Here is an 18,333-nt window from a genome sequence, read left to right on the forward strand (position 1 = left end):
GGCCGCATCCAAGCTAGGGCGTACCCAAGCTAGGGTCGGCACCAGGGTCGGTCCGCGGCCGGCACGGGCCGGCGGCGCGGGTTACCAGACTTCCAGTTCGTAAATCCGCGTGGCCGGATCGGCCGGGTCCTGCGCGGGCTGGCTCACGTCCAGGCGCACGTAGCGCGCCCGCACCGGTGCGATGCGGTGCGTGCTGACGCCTTCGACGTTGTCGTCGATCTTCACCACCTGCCGCCACGTCGCGCCGTCGCTCGACACCGACAGGGCGAAGGCGCGGGTGTTCATCGAGGCCGGTTCCGCGCCGGCCTGCGCGTGCTTGACCGTGAAGCCGTGCAGCGTGCGCAGCGATTGCAGATCCACCTGCAGCCACGCCGGCCGCTCCAGCGAGCAGAACTTGTCGTGGGTCTTGCTGGCGAGCAAGCCGTTGACCGCTTTCTGCGCTTCCTCGCCGGGCTTGCAGATCGCCGAGCCCGTGGTAGGACGGTGCAAGGCCACGTTGACCCGCGCCGGCTCCAAGGCCTGCGCCGACCACCCCAGCAAAACCAGACTCACCGCCACGCCCCACCCGCACCAACGATTCATACCGATGCCCTTTGCTGCGCCAACCACGCACGCTTGCTCGCCTCAGCCGTCTTGTGGTCGCCGTCGTGGCTCCACCCCGGCGGCATCAGCAGATACAACAACTTGTTCTTCAGTCCCGGCGCCTTGGCGATATCGCGGCCCAAGGCGTGGAACTCGCCCAGGTAGGCGTCGAGAAAACTGCCGGGCTTCATCGGCCGGGTGATGCCGTATTCGATGCGCACGTCTTCGCGCTGCGGCTGATAGGTGCGAAACACGCGGTCCCAGACGTTGAGCAGATTGCAGAAATTGGTGTCCATGTAGACCACGTTGCGCGCGTGATGCACGCGGTGATGCGCGGGCGTGAGGATGATCCGGTGCAGGAATCCCAGGCGTCCGTCCTTGAGCGCGTGTTCGCCCAGATGGATGAACTGCCCCCACAGGCCGTCGATGAACATGATCAGCAGCAACAGCGGCGGCTCGACGCCGGCCAGGATGCAGATGCTGGTGCGGATCAGGTCCGCGTACGGCGCTTCCAGGAACAAGTGCGCGTAGTTGACGGACAGATTCATCGCCACCGGCGCGTGATGGGTCGAATGCAGGCACCACAGCAGCCGCACCTTGTGCGCGAGGTAGTGGTAGACGAAGTGCGCGAACTCCCAGACCAGATAGCCGTAGATCAGCCCCGGCACGCCGATGCCGACCTGGAACGGCGCATACGGCTGCAACAGGCCGATACATAGCGTGACCACGCCGAAGGTCAGGAAGGCCGAGATCAGCCGGTTGGCCAGCATGGTCAGGAACGGGAGCTTGTAGTCCTCGAGCTTGAACTGGCGATGGGCGATGGTGCGCAGCAGCTCATAGACCAGCAGGACCGGGATCACCGGATACAGCAGCGCCGCCGCGCCGTCGGCGCTGAGCAGGGCCCGGTAGCCGCGCTCGGCCAACAGCTCCAGCAATGCGCCCAGGCCGAAAAAGCCGACCAACTCCTGCTGGACATGCCCCCACCACTGCATCGCCGCTCCCGGATTTATATCGATCTAAATCGAGGATAGACAGCCGGGACGGCCGCCGGCAAGCAAGCGGTCGCGCGGGCGTTGGACGGCGGGTTTGCGTTTTTTGGACGCCTCCCAGGGTGGCGTCGGACTACGGCGCTCGACCGCGCGTTTCGCCGCCGATCGCAGCATGAAGACCGGGCTTTGCCGCCGATTGGACGTTTACGCGCCGGCCGGGGCCGCTCCAGTCCGCCCGTCCCCGCGTGCTGCAATGCAACAGCCGGCCGCGTAGAATGGCGCACCCCTTTCTTTCATCCGGCCCGCACCTGCGCGGGCCTCAGCAGTCGGAGCACACATGGGTCTGGACCTCGTTCCCACCGGCAAGAACCCGCCGCACGAGCTCAACGTCATCATCGAAATCCCGAAGGACGCCGAGCCGGTCAAGTACGAGGTCGACAAGGCCTCCGGCGCGATCTTCGTCGACCGCATCCTCTCGACCCCGATGCGCTACCCCTGCAATTACGGCTACGTCCCGCACACCGTCTGCGGCGACGGCGACCCGGCCGACGTGCTGGTGGTGCTGCCGCTGCCGCTGATCCCCGGCTCGGTGATCCGCTGCCGCCCGGTCGGCGTGCTGCGCATGGTCGATGAGGCCGGCGGCGACGAAAAGATCCTGGCCGTGCCGGTGGACAAGGTCTTCGCCGGTTACAGCCACATCAACGACATCGACCAGGTCAGCCCGCACTGGCTCGAGCGCATCGGCCACTTCTTCGAGCACTACAAGGACCTGGAGAAGGGCAAGTGGGTGAAGCTCGACGGTTGGGGCAACGCCGAGGAAGCCAAGAAGATCCTGGTGGAGTCGATCGAGCGCTACGCGGCCGAGGCCGACAAGCCGAATTTCTGATCGATTCGCCGCATCGCACGACCGGATGCAAAAGGGCCGCCCCGATGGGCGGCCTTTTTTTTCGCCGCGCGCCGACTGCTGCGCGGCTTGGGCGTCTTGCGAATTGCGACCGATCTCACGGTCGAACGTCGAAGGCACTTTCTGTCCACATCGTATGGGTAGGGAGACCGCGAGTGGGCGGCGTTACAACTACTGCCCCTCTCCCGCTTCGATGGGGCTATCGGCTAACCCACCGCACTCAGGAATTCATGCCCATGATCGCAAAGACCGCGCTATCGCTTGCCTTGCTCGCCGGATTGTCGGGTTTCACGACTATCGTCTCGGCGGAAGAAATGGGCCCCGCGCCCGTCACCGCGGCGCCCTCGGCCAAGGCCCTGGGCGGCGTCGAGTTCGCCACCGACAGCAAGTCGAAGGCCATCCGGGCGGTCGATCTGGGCCTGCCGGAACAAGCCGCGTTCGCCGCGATCAAGGGCCGTCGCGCCGACCAGGTCAAGAACGGCCAGCCGCTCGAGATCGGCTTCGCCCGCAACGTCGGCCGCAGCCGCATCGACTTGGGAGGCCTGGACTGGGAAACCCTGGCCGACGGTTCGCGCGGCGCGCGCTTCACCCTGACCTCCACCAACGCCGTCGCGCTGCGGGCCGGCCTGCAACTGCGGGCGACCGGCAAAGCCGCCGCCTCGGCGGTCACCTTCCGCTTCGCCGGCAGCGACGGGCGCGTCTTCGCCCAGGACGGCGGCACGTTCTCCGGCAAGGCGCCGGGTTGGTCGCCGGTGGTCGCGGGCGACACGATCACCGTCGAAATCGTCCTGGCCGCGGGTCAACGCCCCGACGCTTTCTCGCTGAGCGTGCCGCAGCTGTCGCATCTGGACATCGATCCGGCCGGCAGCTCGCGCGAGTTCGCCAAGGCCTCCGGCGTGGGCGCAAGCCAGGCCTGCGAGCAGGACATCGTCTGCCGCGTCACCCCGAGCGCCAGTTTTCTCGATACGAGCAAGGCGGTGGCGCGGATGGTTTTCACCACCAGCGCGGGGTCCTATCTGTGCTCGGGAACGCTGCTCAACAACAGCAACTCGCCGAAGCGGAATCTGTTCTGGACCGCGGCGCATTGCATCAGCACGCAGACGGTCGCCGACACGCTGCAGACCTACTGGTTCTTCGACGCCACCGCTTGCAATAACGACACCGCCAATCCGAGCGCGGTCACCTTGTCCGGCGGCGCCTATCTGCGCCATGCCGACACCACTCGCGACACCTCGCTGCTGGAGCTGAAGAGCGCGCCGCCGACGGGCGCGTTCTACGCCGGCTGGAACACCGCCGCCATCGCCGCCACCGGAACCTCGATCGAAGGCATCCACCACCCCGCCGGCGACCTCAAGAAGTACTCGCAGGGCACGGTGAAAGGCTTGTCGACGACGCTCGACGGCAAGACGCCGCTCACCCAGGTGGTTTGGAATGCGGGCGTGACCGAAGGCGGTTCGTCGGGTTCCGGACTGTTTACCATCAACAGCTCCGGCGACTATCAGCTGCGCGGCGGTCTGTACGGCGGCTACTCGGCGTGCAAGAAAAAGGGATCGCTGGGCCCGGACAAGCCGGACTCGTACTCGCGCCTGGATGGGGTGTGGTCGAGTATTTCGTCTTACTTCTCGCCTTGATCTTTTCTGTCTGAACAACGCCCCCTCCCGGGATCGGGAGGGGGCTATGGGCGCCGCGGTCTTGGCCAGGCGCCGTAGTAAACGGTTTATCCGAGACTGCATGCGGGCAGCGCCGGCATGCGAATACTCAGCGGCTCAATGGCCTTTACCGTTTCCTTTGCCATTTCCCTTGTCGTTTCCGTGTCCCTTTCCGTTGCCGTGCCCCTTTCCATTGCCACGGAAATCATCGCCCTTCGATCCGCCCTTTCCATGGCCTTTCGACGAAGGACGGTCGTAGCGATCGGAATCGTGCTTGGACCCGCCCGGCCCTTTCGAATGGCCCTTGCCCTTGCCGGGGCCGTGCTCCGCCCAGTTCACGTGCACGGATTGATCGAGCCGGATCGGATAGCCCCAACGATCGTACGTGGTCACCGCGCCGCGCTTGAGCGCGTGGAAGGCGGGCGAGCCCGGCTTGATGCCCATGCGTTGCGCGACCGCGCCCCAGCCCTGACCCGGATTGCGATCGTATTCGCGGACCACGTTCTGGCAAGGCACGCCGAGCGAGCGCGCCAGCGCGCACGCGTAGTAGACATCGCCCGGCGCCCAACGCCGACGCTGCAACAACTCTTCGACGTAGGACCGCGGCGCGCCGTAGTAGCCGCTGATCTCATCGACGAAGGGTTCCGGATAACGCCGTCCGTAATCGTTGATCTCGCCCAGGCGCGTATCCACCCAGACATCGCCGGTGCGTATGTTGTAGCCGACCGTTTGCGCTTGCGCCGTCGCCATCAGGCTCAGGCCAAGCAGCGCAGTGAGCGCGGAGCGCTTTAGAAGTTTCATCGTGACACCTCGTCGTGGTGCGTGTGGTCCAGGACATGCGAAAAACCGCGCCGATGCCCGCAGGCGCCCGCGTCCATGCTTGAAGTTCCGCCCCTGTGTCCGATCTTAGCGCGAAGCGCCGGCCCGGACGGCGACGCCGGACTTGCAAACGCAAAGGCCCCGGGTCGCCCCGGGGCCCGACAGCGACGGTTTAGTTTTGCGAAGGCGTGTTTTCGGCGAAGTACTCGTGACTGTCGGCGTTGTCCAAGGCGCTGGCCGGATCGGTGATCGCCAGATTCTTCGCCCCGGACTGGCCATACACGTGATCGTCCGTGCCGGCCACCGCGGTGAAGTGACTGGTCTCGTGGATCAGGGTGCCGGCCTTGGAATCGGTGCCGGTCAGCGGCGCGGTCCAGAAGGCGCGGCAAACGTAGATCTCGTACGGCTGATTCGGATAGACGTACGCGTAATACTTCTGATTGCAGCCGCAGTTGACCGTGACTTCGCCGTTGCTCTGATCCAGCGCCGCGTCGATGGCGACGAAGTGCTGGCTCGCCGTCGAATAACGCGCCGAAGTGTAGGCGCCGAACCAGGTCGTGTAGCGCGGGCCGACGCTAGCGGCGTTGAGGTAACCCTTGGCGTTTTCCGCGTAACCGCGCGCGGCGGTTACCGCGCTGCCGATGCTGTCGATCTGCGTGGCGCTGCAGCTCTTGTACGACACGCCGCCCACCACCGAACTGCCGCCGCCGCTCGGCTTGCCTTGCGCGCCGGCGGTCTGGCCCTTGCCGGCGACCCACAGGCTCAACGGCGCGCTCTTGGCGACCTGCGGCAGGCCGTTGCCTTGACGCAGCATGGTGCCGTCGGACAAGGAGGCGAACTGCAGGGCCGAGTTCAGGGCGACGACGTACTCGCCGCTTTGGCTGAAGTCGTAGGCCTTGGACAAATCGACGACGCTGCGCAGCGTTTCGCCCGCGCGCAGGATCGCGAAATCCTCCGCCTGCGGCAGGCCGCGCTTGATCATCGGGCCCTGATAGGCCACCGCGACGCCGTCGCGGCTGATCTGGAACAGCTTGGATTCGACCAGGCTCGACGGCAATTGCCACTTGGGTACGCGCGCGGTGTGGCGGCTGGTATTGGTGATGCTGACTTCGACTAGGCCTTGAAAGCCGCCGGCCGGATCGGCCACGGCCATCAGGCCGACGCGCAGCGGACTGGCGCGGTCAGCCGGTGGCGCGGCCGTGACCGAAGCGAGCGCGCCGGCCAGGACCATGCCGCCCGCGATGGCGGGCATCAGAACGATCTTCTTCATCGTGCAATCCTCACAATTCAACGAAACGCGAAGTCCAGACTCAGAAGCCGCCGGTATTCAGACGGCCGCCGGACACGGTCTTTCCGCTCAGCGAAGGCGTCGCGATCGCCGAACTCATGATCGCGCTCTTGATGTCGGCCGCGGTCGCGCCGGGATGCGAGGACGCGTACAGCGCCACCGCTCCGGTGACGTGCGGTGTCGCCATCGAGGTGCCGTTGTAGCTTGCGTAACTCGGCACGACCTGGCCCTTCGAAGAGACCGGCACCGTCGACCAGATGCCATAGCCCGGCGCGCCGATGTCGATGGTGGTCGAGCCGTAGCTGTAGATCTGCGAGCCGTCGGACTTCACAGCGGTGACCGAAAGCACGTTCGGGTTCGGATACTCGGCCGGATAGCAGTCCGAAGTCTCGCAGTTCACGCCCGCATTGCCCGCGGCGACCACGAACAGGATGCCGGCGGTGTTGGCGCGGCCGATGGCGTCCTGCAGCGCCTGCGAGAACGGACCGCCGCCCCAGGAGTTGTTGGTGGCGACGATGTTCAGGCCATGGCGCGATTTGAGATCGTTGAAGTAGTCGATCGCCTTGACCGCATTGGCGGTGGTGCCGCTGCGCCGTCCCAGGAACTTGCCGCTGATCAGCTTGACGCCGCTCCAGCACACGCCGGCCACGCCCTGGCCGTTGCCGCCGGCGCCGGCGATGGTGCCGGCGACGTGGGTGCCGTGATCGTCGCCCGCGCCGTCGAAGACTTCGTTGTCGTTGCCTTCGAAATCCCAGCCGTGCACGTCATCGACGTAGCCGTTGCCGTCGTTGTCGATGCCGTCGACCGGATCGTAGGGATTGGTCCACGCGTTCGCGGCCAGATCCGGATGCGAGTACATGTAGCCTTCGTCGATGATGCCCACGACGGTGTTGCCGCAGTCGGTATGGCCGCCGGCCCACGCCACCGCGGCCTGCGAGCCGTACTGGTTGGCCGGAGTCGAGTTCGAGCCGTACATGCCCCACAACGAGCCGTTGGTGTAGTAGGTGTCGTTCGAAGCGGTTTGGTGCTGGTACTGCCAGTTGGGTTCGGCGTATTCGACGTTCGGATTCTGGCTGAGCTCATACAGCGTCGCCGCCAGATCGCGGCCGGCCGCAACGCGCATCAGCGCCAGTTCGCCGCGCTTGGCGTTGCCGGCGCGAAGCGTCTCCAGCTTCTGCAGACCGAAAGCCTGCCGCGCGGAGGATTGCTGGACGGCGCTGGTGCCGTCGCGGTACTTGACCAGCAGCTCATCCGCCTGATGAGCGCGGCCGGCCTTGAGCCCGGCGAGGACCAGATCCGGACGTCCGCCGGCGACCGCGGCGGAAGAGATACCGAGCGCGGACACGACGGCGCCGCACAACAACGCAACACGAAACGATGACTTCATTGGCTAGTACCCTTCAGGTATTGGCTCGCGGCAGGCATGGCCGCGCGAAGACTGTATTTGCGAAGTCCGTCACAAACATGCTGCGCTGCGGCATTCGCTGAATCCGCTGAATCCGTTCATGCAGGTGTGACTGAACCGCCAGTTTTAAGTTTCAGGGGTAACTGTCTTGGGCGGGCTCTCAGTAGCCCTCTCCCGCTTGCGGGAGAGGGGTTGGGGTGAGGGCCCGGCGATCCTCAGAGCTTTATCGCACCCGCCTTCGCGCCCGCGGCGCTCAGGCCCTCACCCCGGCCCTCTCCCGCAAGCGGAGAGGGAGCGATTCGGACCTCGCCTCGCAACTTCGCTTCGAATCCCCAATCCCCAATCCCAAATCCCGAACACAAAAAACTACGGCCCCTTTCGGGGCCGTAGTCGTATTGCGGTACCGCCTGACTTCTTATCAGAAGCGCTGGGTGTACTTCATGTACACGAAGCGGCCGATGTCGAAGCTGCCGTTGTAGCTGAAGCTGCTGTTCGGCTGGCTGTACATGGTCTGGCCGATGTGGTCGAACACGTTGTTCGCGCCCAGCGAGACCGTGGCGTTCCACGGGGTGTTGTAACGGACCTGCACGTCGTGGAAGGTGTTGGCACCCACTTCGCGCACCGGCACCGCGCCCTTGTACGCCGAACGATAGCCCGGCTTGTCGCACTCGGCGCCGCCGTTCAGATCGTACGCGCACTCTTCCTTCAGGCCGGAGTAGTAACGGATGCCCCAGCTCGCGCCGAAATCGCCCCAGCTCCAATCGGCGTTGAAGTTCGAACGCACGCGGAAGTTGCTCGCGCCGTCGGCCACCCAGCTGGAACGCTGCTCGACCGGAGTCGTGGACTCGTTGTCGCGCTTGTATTCCAGGTAATCGACGTAGGTGGTCTTCCAGGTGAAAGCGAAGTTGCCATAACGGGTGTCGGCCAGGCGGTAGGAGATGCCCAGGTCGTAACCCGCGGTTTCCTGGTAGCCGGCGTTGATCAGGTTACGGGTCACATCGACGACCTGACCGTCGCTGTCGCGAACGAAACGATCGCAAGCCGAGTTGATGCCGAGCACGTAGCAGTTGTTCAGGATCGAAGTGACGGTCTCAGCCGCGATCACGTCGTCGATCTTGATCTTCCACCAGTCCAGGCTGATGTCGAAGCCGTTGAACCAGCTCGGGCTGTAGACGAAACCGACGGTGGTGGACTTCGAGGTTTCCGGCAGCAGCGCCGAATTCGAACCCGACAGGAACGCATTGTCGGACTGAGCGTTCGGGCCGGTGGCCGGGCGACCGCCCGAAGCGACCTGACGGAAGTTCGCCGGGACCGCGCCGTTGCAGCGGGCGGCGACGCCCGGGTTGCGCACGGCCGAACCGAACAGCGTGTCGCACGGGTCGGTGTAGTTGTCGAAGCTCTCGCTGACGCCGCCGTACAGGTCGGCCACGGTCGGGGCGCGGAAGCCCGTTGCGTAGGTGCCGCGGACCAGCAGGTCGTCGATCGGCTTCCACTTCAGGCTGAACTTGCCGTTGGTGGTGTCGCCGAAGGTGTTGTAGTCGGAGTAACGGCCGGCGATGTTGAACGACAGTTCCTTCGCGAAGGCCACATCCGACAGCACCGGCACGGCCAACTCGACGTAGAACTCGTCGAGCGAGTAGCCGCCCTGGGTTTCGCTACCGGCCAGGTCGGTGCTCAGGCCCGACTGCAGCAGCGCGTCGGGGGAGTAGTGAGCCTCTTCCTTGCGGTGCTCGTAACCCGCCGCGATGCCGAGGTCGCCCGCCGGCAGCGTGGCGAGCACGCCGCTGAGGTTGAGGCTGTAGACCTGAGTCTTGGTGGTCGAGGTGTCGTGGGTCGGCAGGTACAGGAACTTCTGCAGATCCTTGTTGTTCAGCGAACCCGGGGCGTTGACGTCCGGACCCAGCAGCGGGTTCCAGGCGTAGCAGCCGGCGATCGGGTTGGCCGCGGTGCCGCAGCGCGCGACGCCGCTGGCATCGACGAACGACGGGCCCAGCGCCTTCTCGACGTTCGGCAGGAACAGATTGCCGGTGCCGGTCTTGACGCCCTTGTTCTGGTTGTACAGGTAACCGACGTCCCAATCCCACGGCTTGCCGGCGAATTCGAACGAACCTTCCAGGCCGCCGCTGAAGCGGTAGGTGGTCAGCTCGGACTTGGTCTGACGCGGCACTTCCCAGCCACGGCGGAAGAAGTCGGCGTCGTAACCCAGCGGGTTGAACGCGCTGTCGCCCTTCAGCGTCAGGTCGCCCGCATAGCGGTCGCTGAAGCCGCTGGAGCGGAACGGATAACCGGCGATCTGCTGGGTCGCTTCGCGATCGGTGTACAGCACGTCGGCCTTGGCGCGGACGTTGTCGGTGATGTCGAACTCGGCGTTGGCGAACACCGAACGGCGCTCCAGGCCCGTCGACAGGTACATTTCCTGGTTCGCGTTCGAATAATCCGTGAGCGGATCGGTCGCGTGGAAATTGTTCAGGTCTTTGGTGTTGGTGGTGCCGCGGTTCGCGGTCAGCGCATTGCCGTCCGCATCGAACAGCGTGCCCCACTGGTTGATGCCGCTCCAGCCGTTGGTGCGCGGCGTGCCGCCGGCTCCGCCCAGATCGGGGTTCGGATGCGCGCGGCCCTGCGGCGAAGCGGTGAAGGAACGATCGCGGGCGAACACCGGATCTTCCTTGCTGTACTCGGCGCCCAAGGTCACCGAACCGCGCTCACCGGTCTGGCCGATGACGAAGTTATAGACTTCCTTCGTGCCGTCGCCCTGACCGTACTGGCCCAGGTATGCGCTGCCTTCCAGGCCGTCGAAGCGCTTGCGGGTGATGATGTTGACCACGCCGGCGATCGCGTCCGAGCCGTACAGCGCCGAGGCGCCGTCGGTGAGGACTTCGATGCGCTCGACGATCGAGCTCGGGATCGCCGCCAGGTCGGAGTAGCCGCTGGAGCTGATGCCCATGCGCTTGCCGTCGATCAGCACCAGCGTGCGCTGCGGACCGAGGTTGCGCAGATCGACGTACTGGCCGCCCACGTCTTCGCCCGACGCCAACGCGTCAGCGCGCGAGATCGCCGGCGAACCGGTCGCGGTGATGTTCTGGACGATGTCCGCGATGCTGGTGAAACCCTGCTTCTGGATTTCGGCGCGGGTCATCGTGACGACCGGCTGCGAGGTTTCCAGATTCGCCTGACGGATGCGCGAACCGGTGACTTCGATGCGGTCGAGGGTGGTGGGGGTTTTGGAGGCGTCAGCTTCCTGGGCGCCGGCAATCGCCGGGACCAGAGCCGACACTAACGCCGCGGCGATAGCGGACGGCAGCAAGCCGTACCGCGCCGAGGGGCGCAGACTGCGATGGTTCATCTATCTCTCTCCAGTAATCTCGTTATGGGCGTGTTAAAACGCCCTGCAAAATTACGTTCGAAGCGGCGATGCTGCTTTGCGGGTGACGCCGGGTGACTTTGCCGAATCGGCCCTCGCGGTCTGGGTCACGTCACAGTAAGAATCGCGCAGCGCGCCTGAAATGTGATGTGTTGGCGTTATTTTTGACCGACAGCGCATTCAGCAGTCGAATATCGGCACATATCGCGTCTATTTTGCGCTGGGTGTTCGCACGCTTTGCCGAATCGGCTCGCACAATTTTCGCTGCGTTTTGTGTGGATCGCATTCTTTGCGAAGCGAATGCAAGGCGATGAATCGCATATCGATGACGCGCGGGCGATGTTCAACGAACTCGTATTTGCCTGCATGCGGCGTCGCTCGCACACACGAGCGCGGCAACGACCGACGGCGATGACCGATCGCTACGCGCACGGCATTGCATCGGCGCGAACCGGATCGAATGGAAAGTGTGTGCGGGCAATCGCGACGACCGTGCCCGGCTTTGCGCCCTACCGGCGCCGAGGCTTCGCTGCGCGCGGGCGCGCAGTCGAAACCTCGGCGGTCTTCATCGGATCGTGTAACTACCGCGGGGGGAGGCTGGCGGGCACGCGTCTGCGCAATGGATCGGGCAGGCGTACAGCGGGCGCCAGGTGATGCGGTCTTGCCGGACAACTTCGATGATCTAGGCCGCGACGACTTACGACGCGCTCACCGACTTACTTCTTTCGTACCACCACTTCGATCTTTCGTAGCGCTTTCGTCCTGACGGCTTGCGCCGTCGCGGGACTCAGCTCGCCATCGCCAGCTTGCGCATCGGCACCACCGCCGGCTTGGCCGACTCGAGCTTGGCGCTGGCCGCGGCGCTGCGGTAACGCGTGGCCGAGGTGCCGAAGCGGGCGCGGAAGGCGCGGGCGAAGCTGCAGCAGTTGTCGAAACCGCTGGCGGCCGCGACTTCGCCGATCATCATCGAAGTGTTCTTCAACAGATCCGCCGCGTGCTCCAGACGCATGCGCGCCGAAGCGGCCTGCGGGCTTTCTTCGTACAGGCTGTGGAAGGTCTTGGAGAAGTACCAGCTCGAAAAACTGGTCAGCTCGGCCAGCTCGCTGATGCGCACGACGCGGTCGCAGTTGCCTTCCAGGTACAGGCGGGCGCGTTGCAGACGGCCGAACACCTGGCGCTTGCGGCTGCGCGAGCGGCCCGGGCAACGCTGGATGCGGGCGGTCAGGTCGCGCTGGACGCCGGCCAGGTGCAGCAGGATCGGACGCAGGGCGTTGATGTCGAAGCCGGTGTCGGCCTCGCCGCCGCGGGCATGGGCCTGGCGCCACAGGCGCAGGGCGATGCGGGCGTCGTGACGGCTCATGCGGCCGCGGCCGGCGTACAGGCTGCTGTCGGCCAGGCGGGCCATCGACTTGATCGCGTCGGCGGTCAGGTTCAGCCCGATGCACACGCCATAGCGGTCGGCCTGCAGGACCGGCTTGGAGTCGCGCTCGAACGCGATCCAGTCACCGCGCTTGAGGCGGAACTTGCCTTCTTTGGCCTCGACCCAGGAGCTGCCGCGCAGCTGTACCCAGATCGAGAAGTGAGTTCCGGACAACTGGGCGCTGCCCAGTCGCGAGACGCCGACGCAACTTGCCTGAACGGACAGATCCTGAGCGTCCAGCTGCAGAAGCTGTCCGCGATCGGCCCACAATGCTTGCTCCATTGGTCCACCTCATTTGCGGGGAATGAGGTTTTTATTTGCCTGAGCAACGAACCCGGTGCCGGAAATTTGACGGAGAGTTAGACGAATTCGGAACGACGTCACAACCGAAGCTTTTCCGAAAGAGGTTTTTACTTCCGAATCAATCAGTTGAGCCAGCCTGGCACGAAGGTCTTCGGCTCTTCGGGCAGATCCATGTAACCGATATCGGCGCCGTCCCACTTGGCCAGCGACAAATACACGGTGTCGCCGCGCGGGCTCAGGCTGAATCCGTTGGGGGCCGAACGCCGGCTTTGGTCCAGGCACAGCACCGACGGCGGCAACTGCGGAGAGGCGATCCGGCGCAGCATCGCCAGGCAGGTCGGCTGCTGGTCCAGGTAGCGCAACTCGCCGGTCTCGGTCGCCACGTCCCACAGCCGATAGCGCTCGGCGACCGGTTCGCTGTCGTCGATGCGACGCACGCTGGATGGGGTCAGGGCCAGATCGGACTGCCACAGGCCGGCTTGGGTCTGGCGGGTGAACAGCAGGCGATTGCGGGCGCCGTCCACCCGGACCTGGGAGATGTCGTCGATCGCGCCGGCCAGGCGCCACGGCGTGCGCTGGCGGTCGAACAGGTTCAGGCGCAGGCGGCCGTCGCCGACGCTGGTCAGGATCAGCAGCCGGGCCGGGTCGGGCGGTTGCAGCGCCTGCATCGGCTCGCCGGCGGGAATCGGCAGGCGGTTGACCCGGCCGCTGGCGGGGACGATCTCGTAGACCACGTTGCGGCCATCGGCGTCCGGCCCGACCACGGTGACGCGGGTGCTGTCGGCCGACCACGACGCGGCGTAGCGCGTGCCCGGCTGCACGCCCTGCAGCATGCGCAGCGAGTCGGGCTGATCCAGGTCGGCCCACCACAGATGGTTGCTGCCGGAGCGGTCGGAGAAGAACACGATCTGGCGGCCGTCCGGCGCGACCATCGGCAGCATGTCGCGCGCCGACGACGGGAACAGCGGATCGACCACGTGCACCGCGCCTTGGCTGCTGTCGCCGAGCACGACCCGGAACAGGCCGAAATACGGTTTGCGCTGGACGAAGGCCGCCGCCGGCCGCGCCGCCGCGACCGCCGGCGCCTGCGCCGATTCGATGCCCAGGTCGCGGGCCTGGCCGGTTTCCAGGTCCAGGCGGAACATGCGGGTATCGCCGTCGATCAGGCGGCCGAACAGGATGCTGCGGCTGTCGGGCAGCCAGTCCCAGCCGCGCACGTCGGCGCTGAGCTGGCTCAGGCGCTCGGCGGTGCCGCCCTCGGCCGGCAGGCGCCAGAAATCGCCTTGCGGGTTGTTGCGCAGGAACACGATCCAGCGGCCGTCGGGCGAGAACCGCGGCGACAGATCGACGTTGCCGGAGCCGGAGCGATACGGCACCGCGCGCCATTCGCCGCTGGCCAGATCCAGCACGCGCATGCCAACCAGGCCTTGCGCGGTGAGCATGCTGCCGAAGATCAGGCCGCGGCCGTCGGGGGTCCACTCGAAGGTCGGCGGGCTGCGCGGATCGCAGGTGCCGATATCGCGCTCGGCGCCGCCGTTGGCGGCGATCATCAGCACTTCGCAGGACACGCCCGGCTCGACCCGCAGGAACGCGATCGAGCGGCCGTCCGGCGACCACGACGGGGCACTGTCCTCGGCCAGGCCGCTGGGCCGGGTCAGCTGCCGCGGCGGGGTCTGGTCGGTGGTCTGGACCAGGATCGCGGTGCCGCGCTGGCCCTCGGGCACCGCCACGTAGGCGACCAGGGCGGCGTCGGGCGACAGGGTCGGGGCGAGCTCGAAGCCCGGCATCGAGGTGATCAGCCGATACGGCCGGGCCGCGCCGGCGATCTTGGCCGGGTCCAGCGGCGCCACCGCCGCGCCGGCCGCGGTGGGCTGCCGCGCCATCGACCACCACACCAGGCCGGCGACCAGCAGCACCACCGCCGCGATCACCCCGAGGATGGAATGCCAGGTGCCGCGCGGCCGCGCCTGGAGCGGCACCGGCACCGGATCGACGTGCTCGTCGATCCGCGCCGTCTCGGCGCCATTGCCATTACCGGCGCCGATCAGCTCCACGTCCACGGCCGGCTCGGCGTCGTGCGCCGGCGTCGCTTCCGGGCTCAGCCACTCGACCTTGGCCAGCAGGCGGTAGCCGTTCTTGGCGATGGTTTCGATGTAGCGAGGATTGCCGCGGTCTTCGTCGAAGGCCTTGCGCAGCTGGGTAACGGCCTGGGTGACCACGTCGTCGGTCGGCAGCGTATCGGGCCAGACCTCGGCCAGCAGCGTGTCGCGGCTGACCACGCGATCGGCATGATCGACCAGCACCAGCAACACGCCCATCGACTTGGGCGTGATCCTGCGCGGCCGACGCGCCCCAGGCGCGCGGATCTCGCGCAGGGGAATATCGACCACGCAATCGCCTACCCGCAGATGTTCGGCGGGCAATGGCGGCGTCGATGGCTCATGGAGTCGCGGCATGAATCCTGCTAATGGTGCGCACTTGCCTATTGCCGGTCATGTGCCTGAACGCATAGGCGGCATGAAGGGCGAATCGACATATCCGGCATAGCGCGATGGCGCGATCGGAAAAGCGCGCGGATCTTTCTTGTTCTAGCCGCCATTCTAACGTCCGCGAAGCTGAGCCGAGGCTGTTCGAGCGTCGCAGGGGCCGTTTAGTGCGCTGATGGGTTGAAACGTATCGTTCCAAAACACGCAAAAAAGCGTGTGTTTATGTGTAACCCATCGCGATATCAGCGCCGGTTCGTTTCAGCGCCGTTCATGCCGGAGCATCGTCAGCCCGATCAGGCGCGACACCACGGCGGCGATATAGCCCACCCCGGCGAACTGCTCGAACATGGTCAGCACGCGTGCCGCCGGGCTCATCGGCAGGATGTCGCCCAGGCCGACCGCGGACAGATTGGTGAAGCTCAGGAACAGCAATTCGATCCAGGTCCGCGGCTCGCCGGGCCGCTCGGCGCCGACGAAACTGCCCGGGTACCAGGCCTGGCAGACCAGGAAGGCGTACGCGAATCCCCACGCCAGCAAGGTGAAGGTCGCGCCGGCCGCGAACAATTCGTCGGCGGTGACCTTGTGGTCGCTCATCATGTAGGCGATCAACGCGCCGGCCGCGTAGAAATACACCGCCGCTTCCAGCGCCGAGGACAGCACCAGCAGGCCGGGGCTGACGATAACTACTGACAGCACCGACAACACGAACGCCGGCACCGCCAATATCCACGCGATCCATTTGATCGCCGGACTGCGATTGACCACCCACACCGCCAGCGCCAGCACCAGCACGCCGAACGCGCCGAACACCACGCGACCGTGGCCGCCGGGTTCGAACAGCGGATACGCCAGCATGCTCAGCAACTGCGCCGCGAGCAGGAAGGCGGACGGATGCCGGCGCGCGAGGGCGCGCCATTTCAGGCTGGCGTAGCTCAGATCGCTCATGCGCGGAAGTTTGCAGGACTTGGCGGGCGGCGGACAGAGGGGCGGGTGGAGCAAATCCCCCTCAATCCCCCTTTTTCAAAGGGGGAAGTCCTTCGGGTTAGGGCGTGGGATCTGGCGACGGTTTCGGGTCTCGGCGCACCTCAAGCCGTAGCGGCTGGTCTTCCCCCTTTGAAAAGGGGGATTGAGGGGGATTTGCTTTACCCGCCAAACAAAACGCCCGCGCGCGCCTGCCAGGCAACACGCGGGCGTCGGCCCGGCGACAGCCAAGCGCGAATCAAGCCCGGCGATACACCTGCGCACCTTGCGCGCGGAACTCGGCGGCCTTCTCGGCCATGCCCTCGTCCAGCGCCGCGGCTTCTTCCACGCCGTGTTCCTTCGCGTACTCGCGCACGTCCTGGGTGATCTTCATCGAACAGAAGTGCGGCCCGCACATCGAACAGAAATGCGCGACCTTGTGCGCGTCCTTCGGCAAGGTTTCGTCGTGGTATTCGCGCGCCCGCTCCGGGTCCAGGCCCAGGTTGAACTGATCCTCCCAGCGGAACTCGAAGCGCGCCTTGCTCATCGCGTTGTCGCGCGCCTGCGCGCCCGGATGGCCCTTGGCCAGATCGGCCGCGTGCGCGGCGATCTTGTACGCCATCAGGCCCTCGCGCACGTCCTGCTTGTTCGGCAGGCCCAGGTGCTCCTTCGGCGTGACGTAGCACAGCATCGCGGTGCCGAACCAGCCGATCATCGCCGCGCCGATCGCGCTGGTGATGTGGTCGTAGCCCGGCGCGATGTCGGTGGTCAGCGGGCCCAAGGTGTAGAACGGCGCTTCGCCGCAGACCTCGAGCTGCTTGTCCATGTTCTCCTTGATCAACTGCATCGGCACGTGGCCGGGCCCTTCGATCATGGTCTGCACGTCGTGCTTCCAGGCGATCTTGGTCAGCTCGCCGAGCGTTTCCAGTTCGCCGAACTGGGCCGCGTCGTTGGCGTCGGCGATCGAGCCCGGACGCAGGCCGTCGCCGAGCGAGAAGGCCACGTCGTAGGCCTTCATGATTTCGCAGATGTCCTCGAAGTGCGTGTAGAGGAAATTCTCCTTGTGATGCGCCAGGCACCACTTGGCCAGGATCGAACCGCCACGCGAGACGATGCCGGTCACGCGCTTGGCGGTCAGCGGCACGTAGCGCAGCAGCACGCCGGCATGGATGGTGAAGTAGTCCACGCCCTGCTCGGCCTGTTCGATCAGGGTGTCGCGGAAGATGTCCCAGGTGAGTTCTTCCGCGCGGCCATCGACCTTTTCCAGCGCCTGATAGATCGGCACCGTGCCGATCGGCACCGGCGAATTGCGGATGATCCACTCGCGGGTTTCGTGGATGTGCTTGCCGGTGGACAGGTCCATGACCGTGTCCGCGCCCCAGCGGATCGACCACACCAGCTTCTCGACTTCCTCCGCGATGCCGGAGGACACCGCGGAATTGCCGATGTTGGCGTTGACCTTGGTCAGGAAGTTGCGGCCGATGATCATCGGCTCGCTTTCCGGGTGGTTGATGTTGTTCGGAATGATGGCGCGGCCGCGCGCGACTTCGTCGCGGACGAATTCGGGCGTGATGATCTTCTGGATATCGGCGCCGAAGCCGTGGCCGGGATGCTGATTGAGCAGGTGCGCTTCGCGGATCGAATCCAGGCGCTGGTTCTCGCGGATCGCGATGTATTCCATTTCCGGGGTGACGATGCCGCGGCGCGCGTAATGCATCTGGGTGACGTTGGCGCCGCCGATCGCGCGGCGCGGCAGCGGACGATTGCCGAAGCGCACGTGCGCCAGCTTCGGATCGTGCTCGCGCTTGCGGCCGAATTCCGACGACAAGCCGGTCAGTTCCTGGGTATCGCCGCGCGCGGCGATCCAGGCCGCGCGCAACGGCGCCAGGCCCGAGGCCAGATCGATGGTCGCGCCGGCATCGGTGTAGACGCCGGAGGTGTCGTAGACCGCGAGCGGCGCGTTGTCTTCGCCGCCGAAGATGGTCGGCGTGCGCGCCAGTTCGATCTCGCGCATCGGCGCCCGCACCTCATGCCCATGAGCGGCATCGGGCGAACCTTGCACATAGATCTTCCGCGAACCGGGGATCGGGCGAGTGACGTCTGCCGACAGCTTGTCGGCTTGCTGGATCAGTTCGGAGGGCACCGCGTTCATTGACTGTCGTCCTGT

At 65.9% G+C, this 18,333-nt stretch carries 12 protein-coding genes; 2 read left to right on the top strand and 10 right to left on the bottom strand.

What is annotated here, in order from left to right:
• Window positions 1-81: 81 nt before the first annotated feature.
• Both J7J50_RS08350 and J7J50_RS08355 read right to left on the bottom strand, forming a co-directional pair.
• Window positions 82-582, bottom strand: coding sequence for a discoidin domain-containing protein (locus J7J50_RS08350; RefSeq protein WP_215055641.1), 501 nt, complete (start codon window positions 580-582; stop codon window positions 82-84).
• Complete coding sequence (locus J7J50_RS08355) at window positions 579-1,574, bottom strand: sterol desaturase family protein (RefSeq protein WP_215055642.1); 996 nt, start codon at window positions 1,572-1,574, stop codon at window positions 579-581. The genes J7J50_RS08350 and J7J50_RS08355 overlap by 4 nt, the downstream gene beginning before the upstream one ends.
• Window positions 1,575-1,908: 334 nt before the next feature.
• Here J7J50_RS08355 and ppa point away from each other — a divergent pair, with 334 nt between their 5' ends.
• Both ppa and J7J50_RS08365 read left to right on the top strand, forming a co-directional pair.
• Window positions 1,909-2,457 carry an inorganic diphosphatase gene (gene ppa / locus J7J50_RS08360; protein ID WP_215055643.1) on the top strand — a complete coding sequence of 183 codons (549 nt, stop codon included), beginning with the start codon at window positions 1,909-1,911 and terminating at the stop codon, window positions 2,455-2,457.
• Window positions 2,458-2,711: 254 nt separating this feature from the next.
• Complete coding sequence (locus tag J7J50_RS08365; protein ID WP_215055644.1) at window positions 2,712-4,106, top strand: serine protease; 1,395 nt, start codon at window positions 2,712-2,714, stop codon at window positions 4,104-4,106.
• Window positions 4,107-4,241: 135 nt separating this feature from the next.
• On the opposite strand, the gene J7J50_RS08370 is transcribed toward J7J50_RS08365, so the two are convergent.
• The 8 genes from J7J50_RS08370 to thiC all read right to left on the bottom strand — a co-directional run bounded on the left by J7J50_RS08370 (window position 4,242) and on the right by thiC (window position 18,318).
• Window positions 4,242-4,874: a hypothetical protein gene (locus J7J50_RS08370; protein WP_215055645.1), complete on the bottom strand. Its 633-nt coding sequence runs from the start codon at window positions 4,872-4,874 to the stop codon at window positions 4,242-4,244.
• Window positions 4,875-5,115: 241 nt separating this feature from the next.
• Entirely contained in the window at window positions 5,116-6,213 is a 1,098-nt protein-coding gene (locus J7J50_RS08375) for a M35 family metallo-endopeptidase (RefSeq protein WP_215055646.1), read from the bottom strand.
• 40 nt (window positions 6,214-6,253) lie between these two features.
• A complete protein-coding gene (locus J7J50_RS08380) occupies window positions 6,254-7,618 on the bottom strand; it encodes a S8 family peptidase (RefSeq protein ID WP_215055647.1) in 1,365 nt (454 codons plus the stop codon).
• A 436-nt stretch (window positions 7,619-8,054) separates the two neighbouring features.
• Window positions 8,055-10,979, bottom strand: coding sequence for a TonB-dependent receptor (locus J7J50_RS08385; RefSeq protein ID WP_215055648.1), 2,925 nt, complete (start codon window positions 10,977-10,979; stop codon window positions 8,055-8,057).
• 805 nt (window positions 10,980-11,784) lie between these two features.
• A complete protein-coding gene (locus J7J50_RS08390) occupies window positions 11,785-12,699 on the bottom strand; it encodes a helix-turn-helix domain-containing protein (protein WP_215055649.1) in 915 nt (304 codons plus the stop codon).
• A 143-nt stretch (window positions 12,700-12,842) separates the two neighbouring features.
• On the bottom strand, window positions 12,843-15,176 hold the full coding sequence (locus tag J7J50_RS08395) for a winged helix-turn-helix domain-containing protein (RefSeq protein WP_215055650.1): 2,334 nt from the start codon (window positions 15,174-15,176) through the stop codon (window positions 12,843-12,845).
• 288 nt (window positions 15,177-15,464) lie between these two features.
• Entirely contained in the window at window positions 15,465-16,151 is a 687-nt protein-coding gene (locus J7J50_RS08400) for an ion channel (RefSeq protein ID WP_215055651.1), read from the bottom strand.
• Between the two features lie 274 nt (window positions 16,152-16,425).
• Window positions 16,426-18,318 (bottom strand): phosphomethylpyrimidine synthase ThiC, encoded by a 1,893-nt coding sequence (thiC, locus tag J7J50_RS08405; RefSeq protein WP_215055652.1) that lies wholly within the window; start codon window positions 18,316-18,318, stop codon window positions 16,426-16,428.
• Window positions 18,319-18,333 lie beyond the last annotated feature (15 nt).

Origin of the sequence: Lysobacter sp. ISL-50 (genome assembly GCF_018612875.1) — a bacterium.
Lineage (GTDB): Bacteria > Pseudomonadota > Gammaproteobacteria > Xanthomonadales > Xanthomonadaceae > Lysobacter.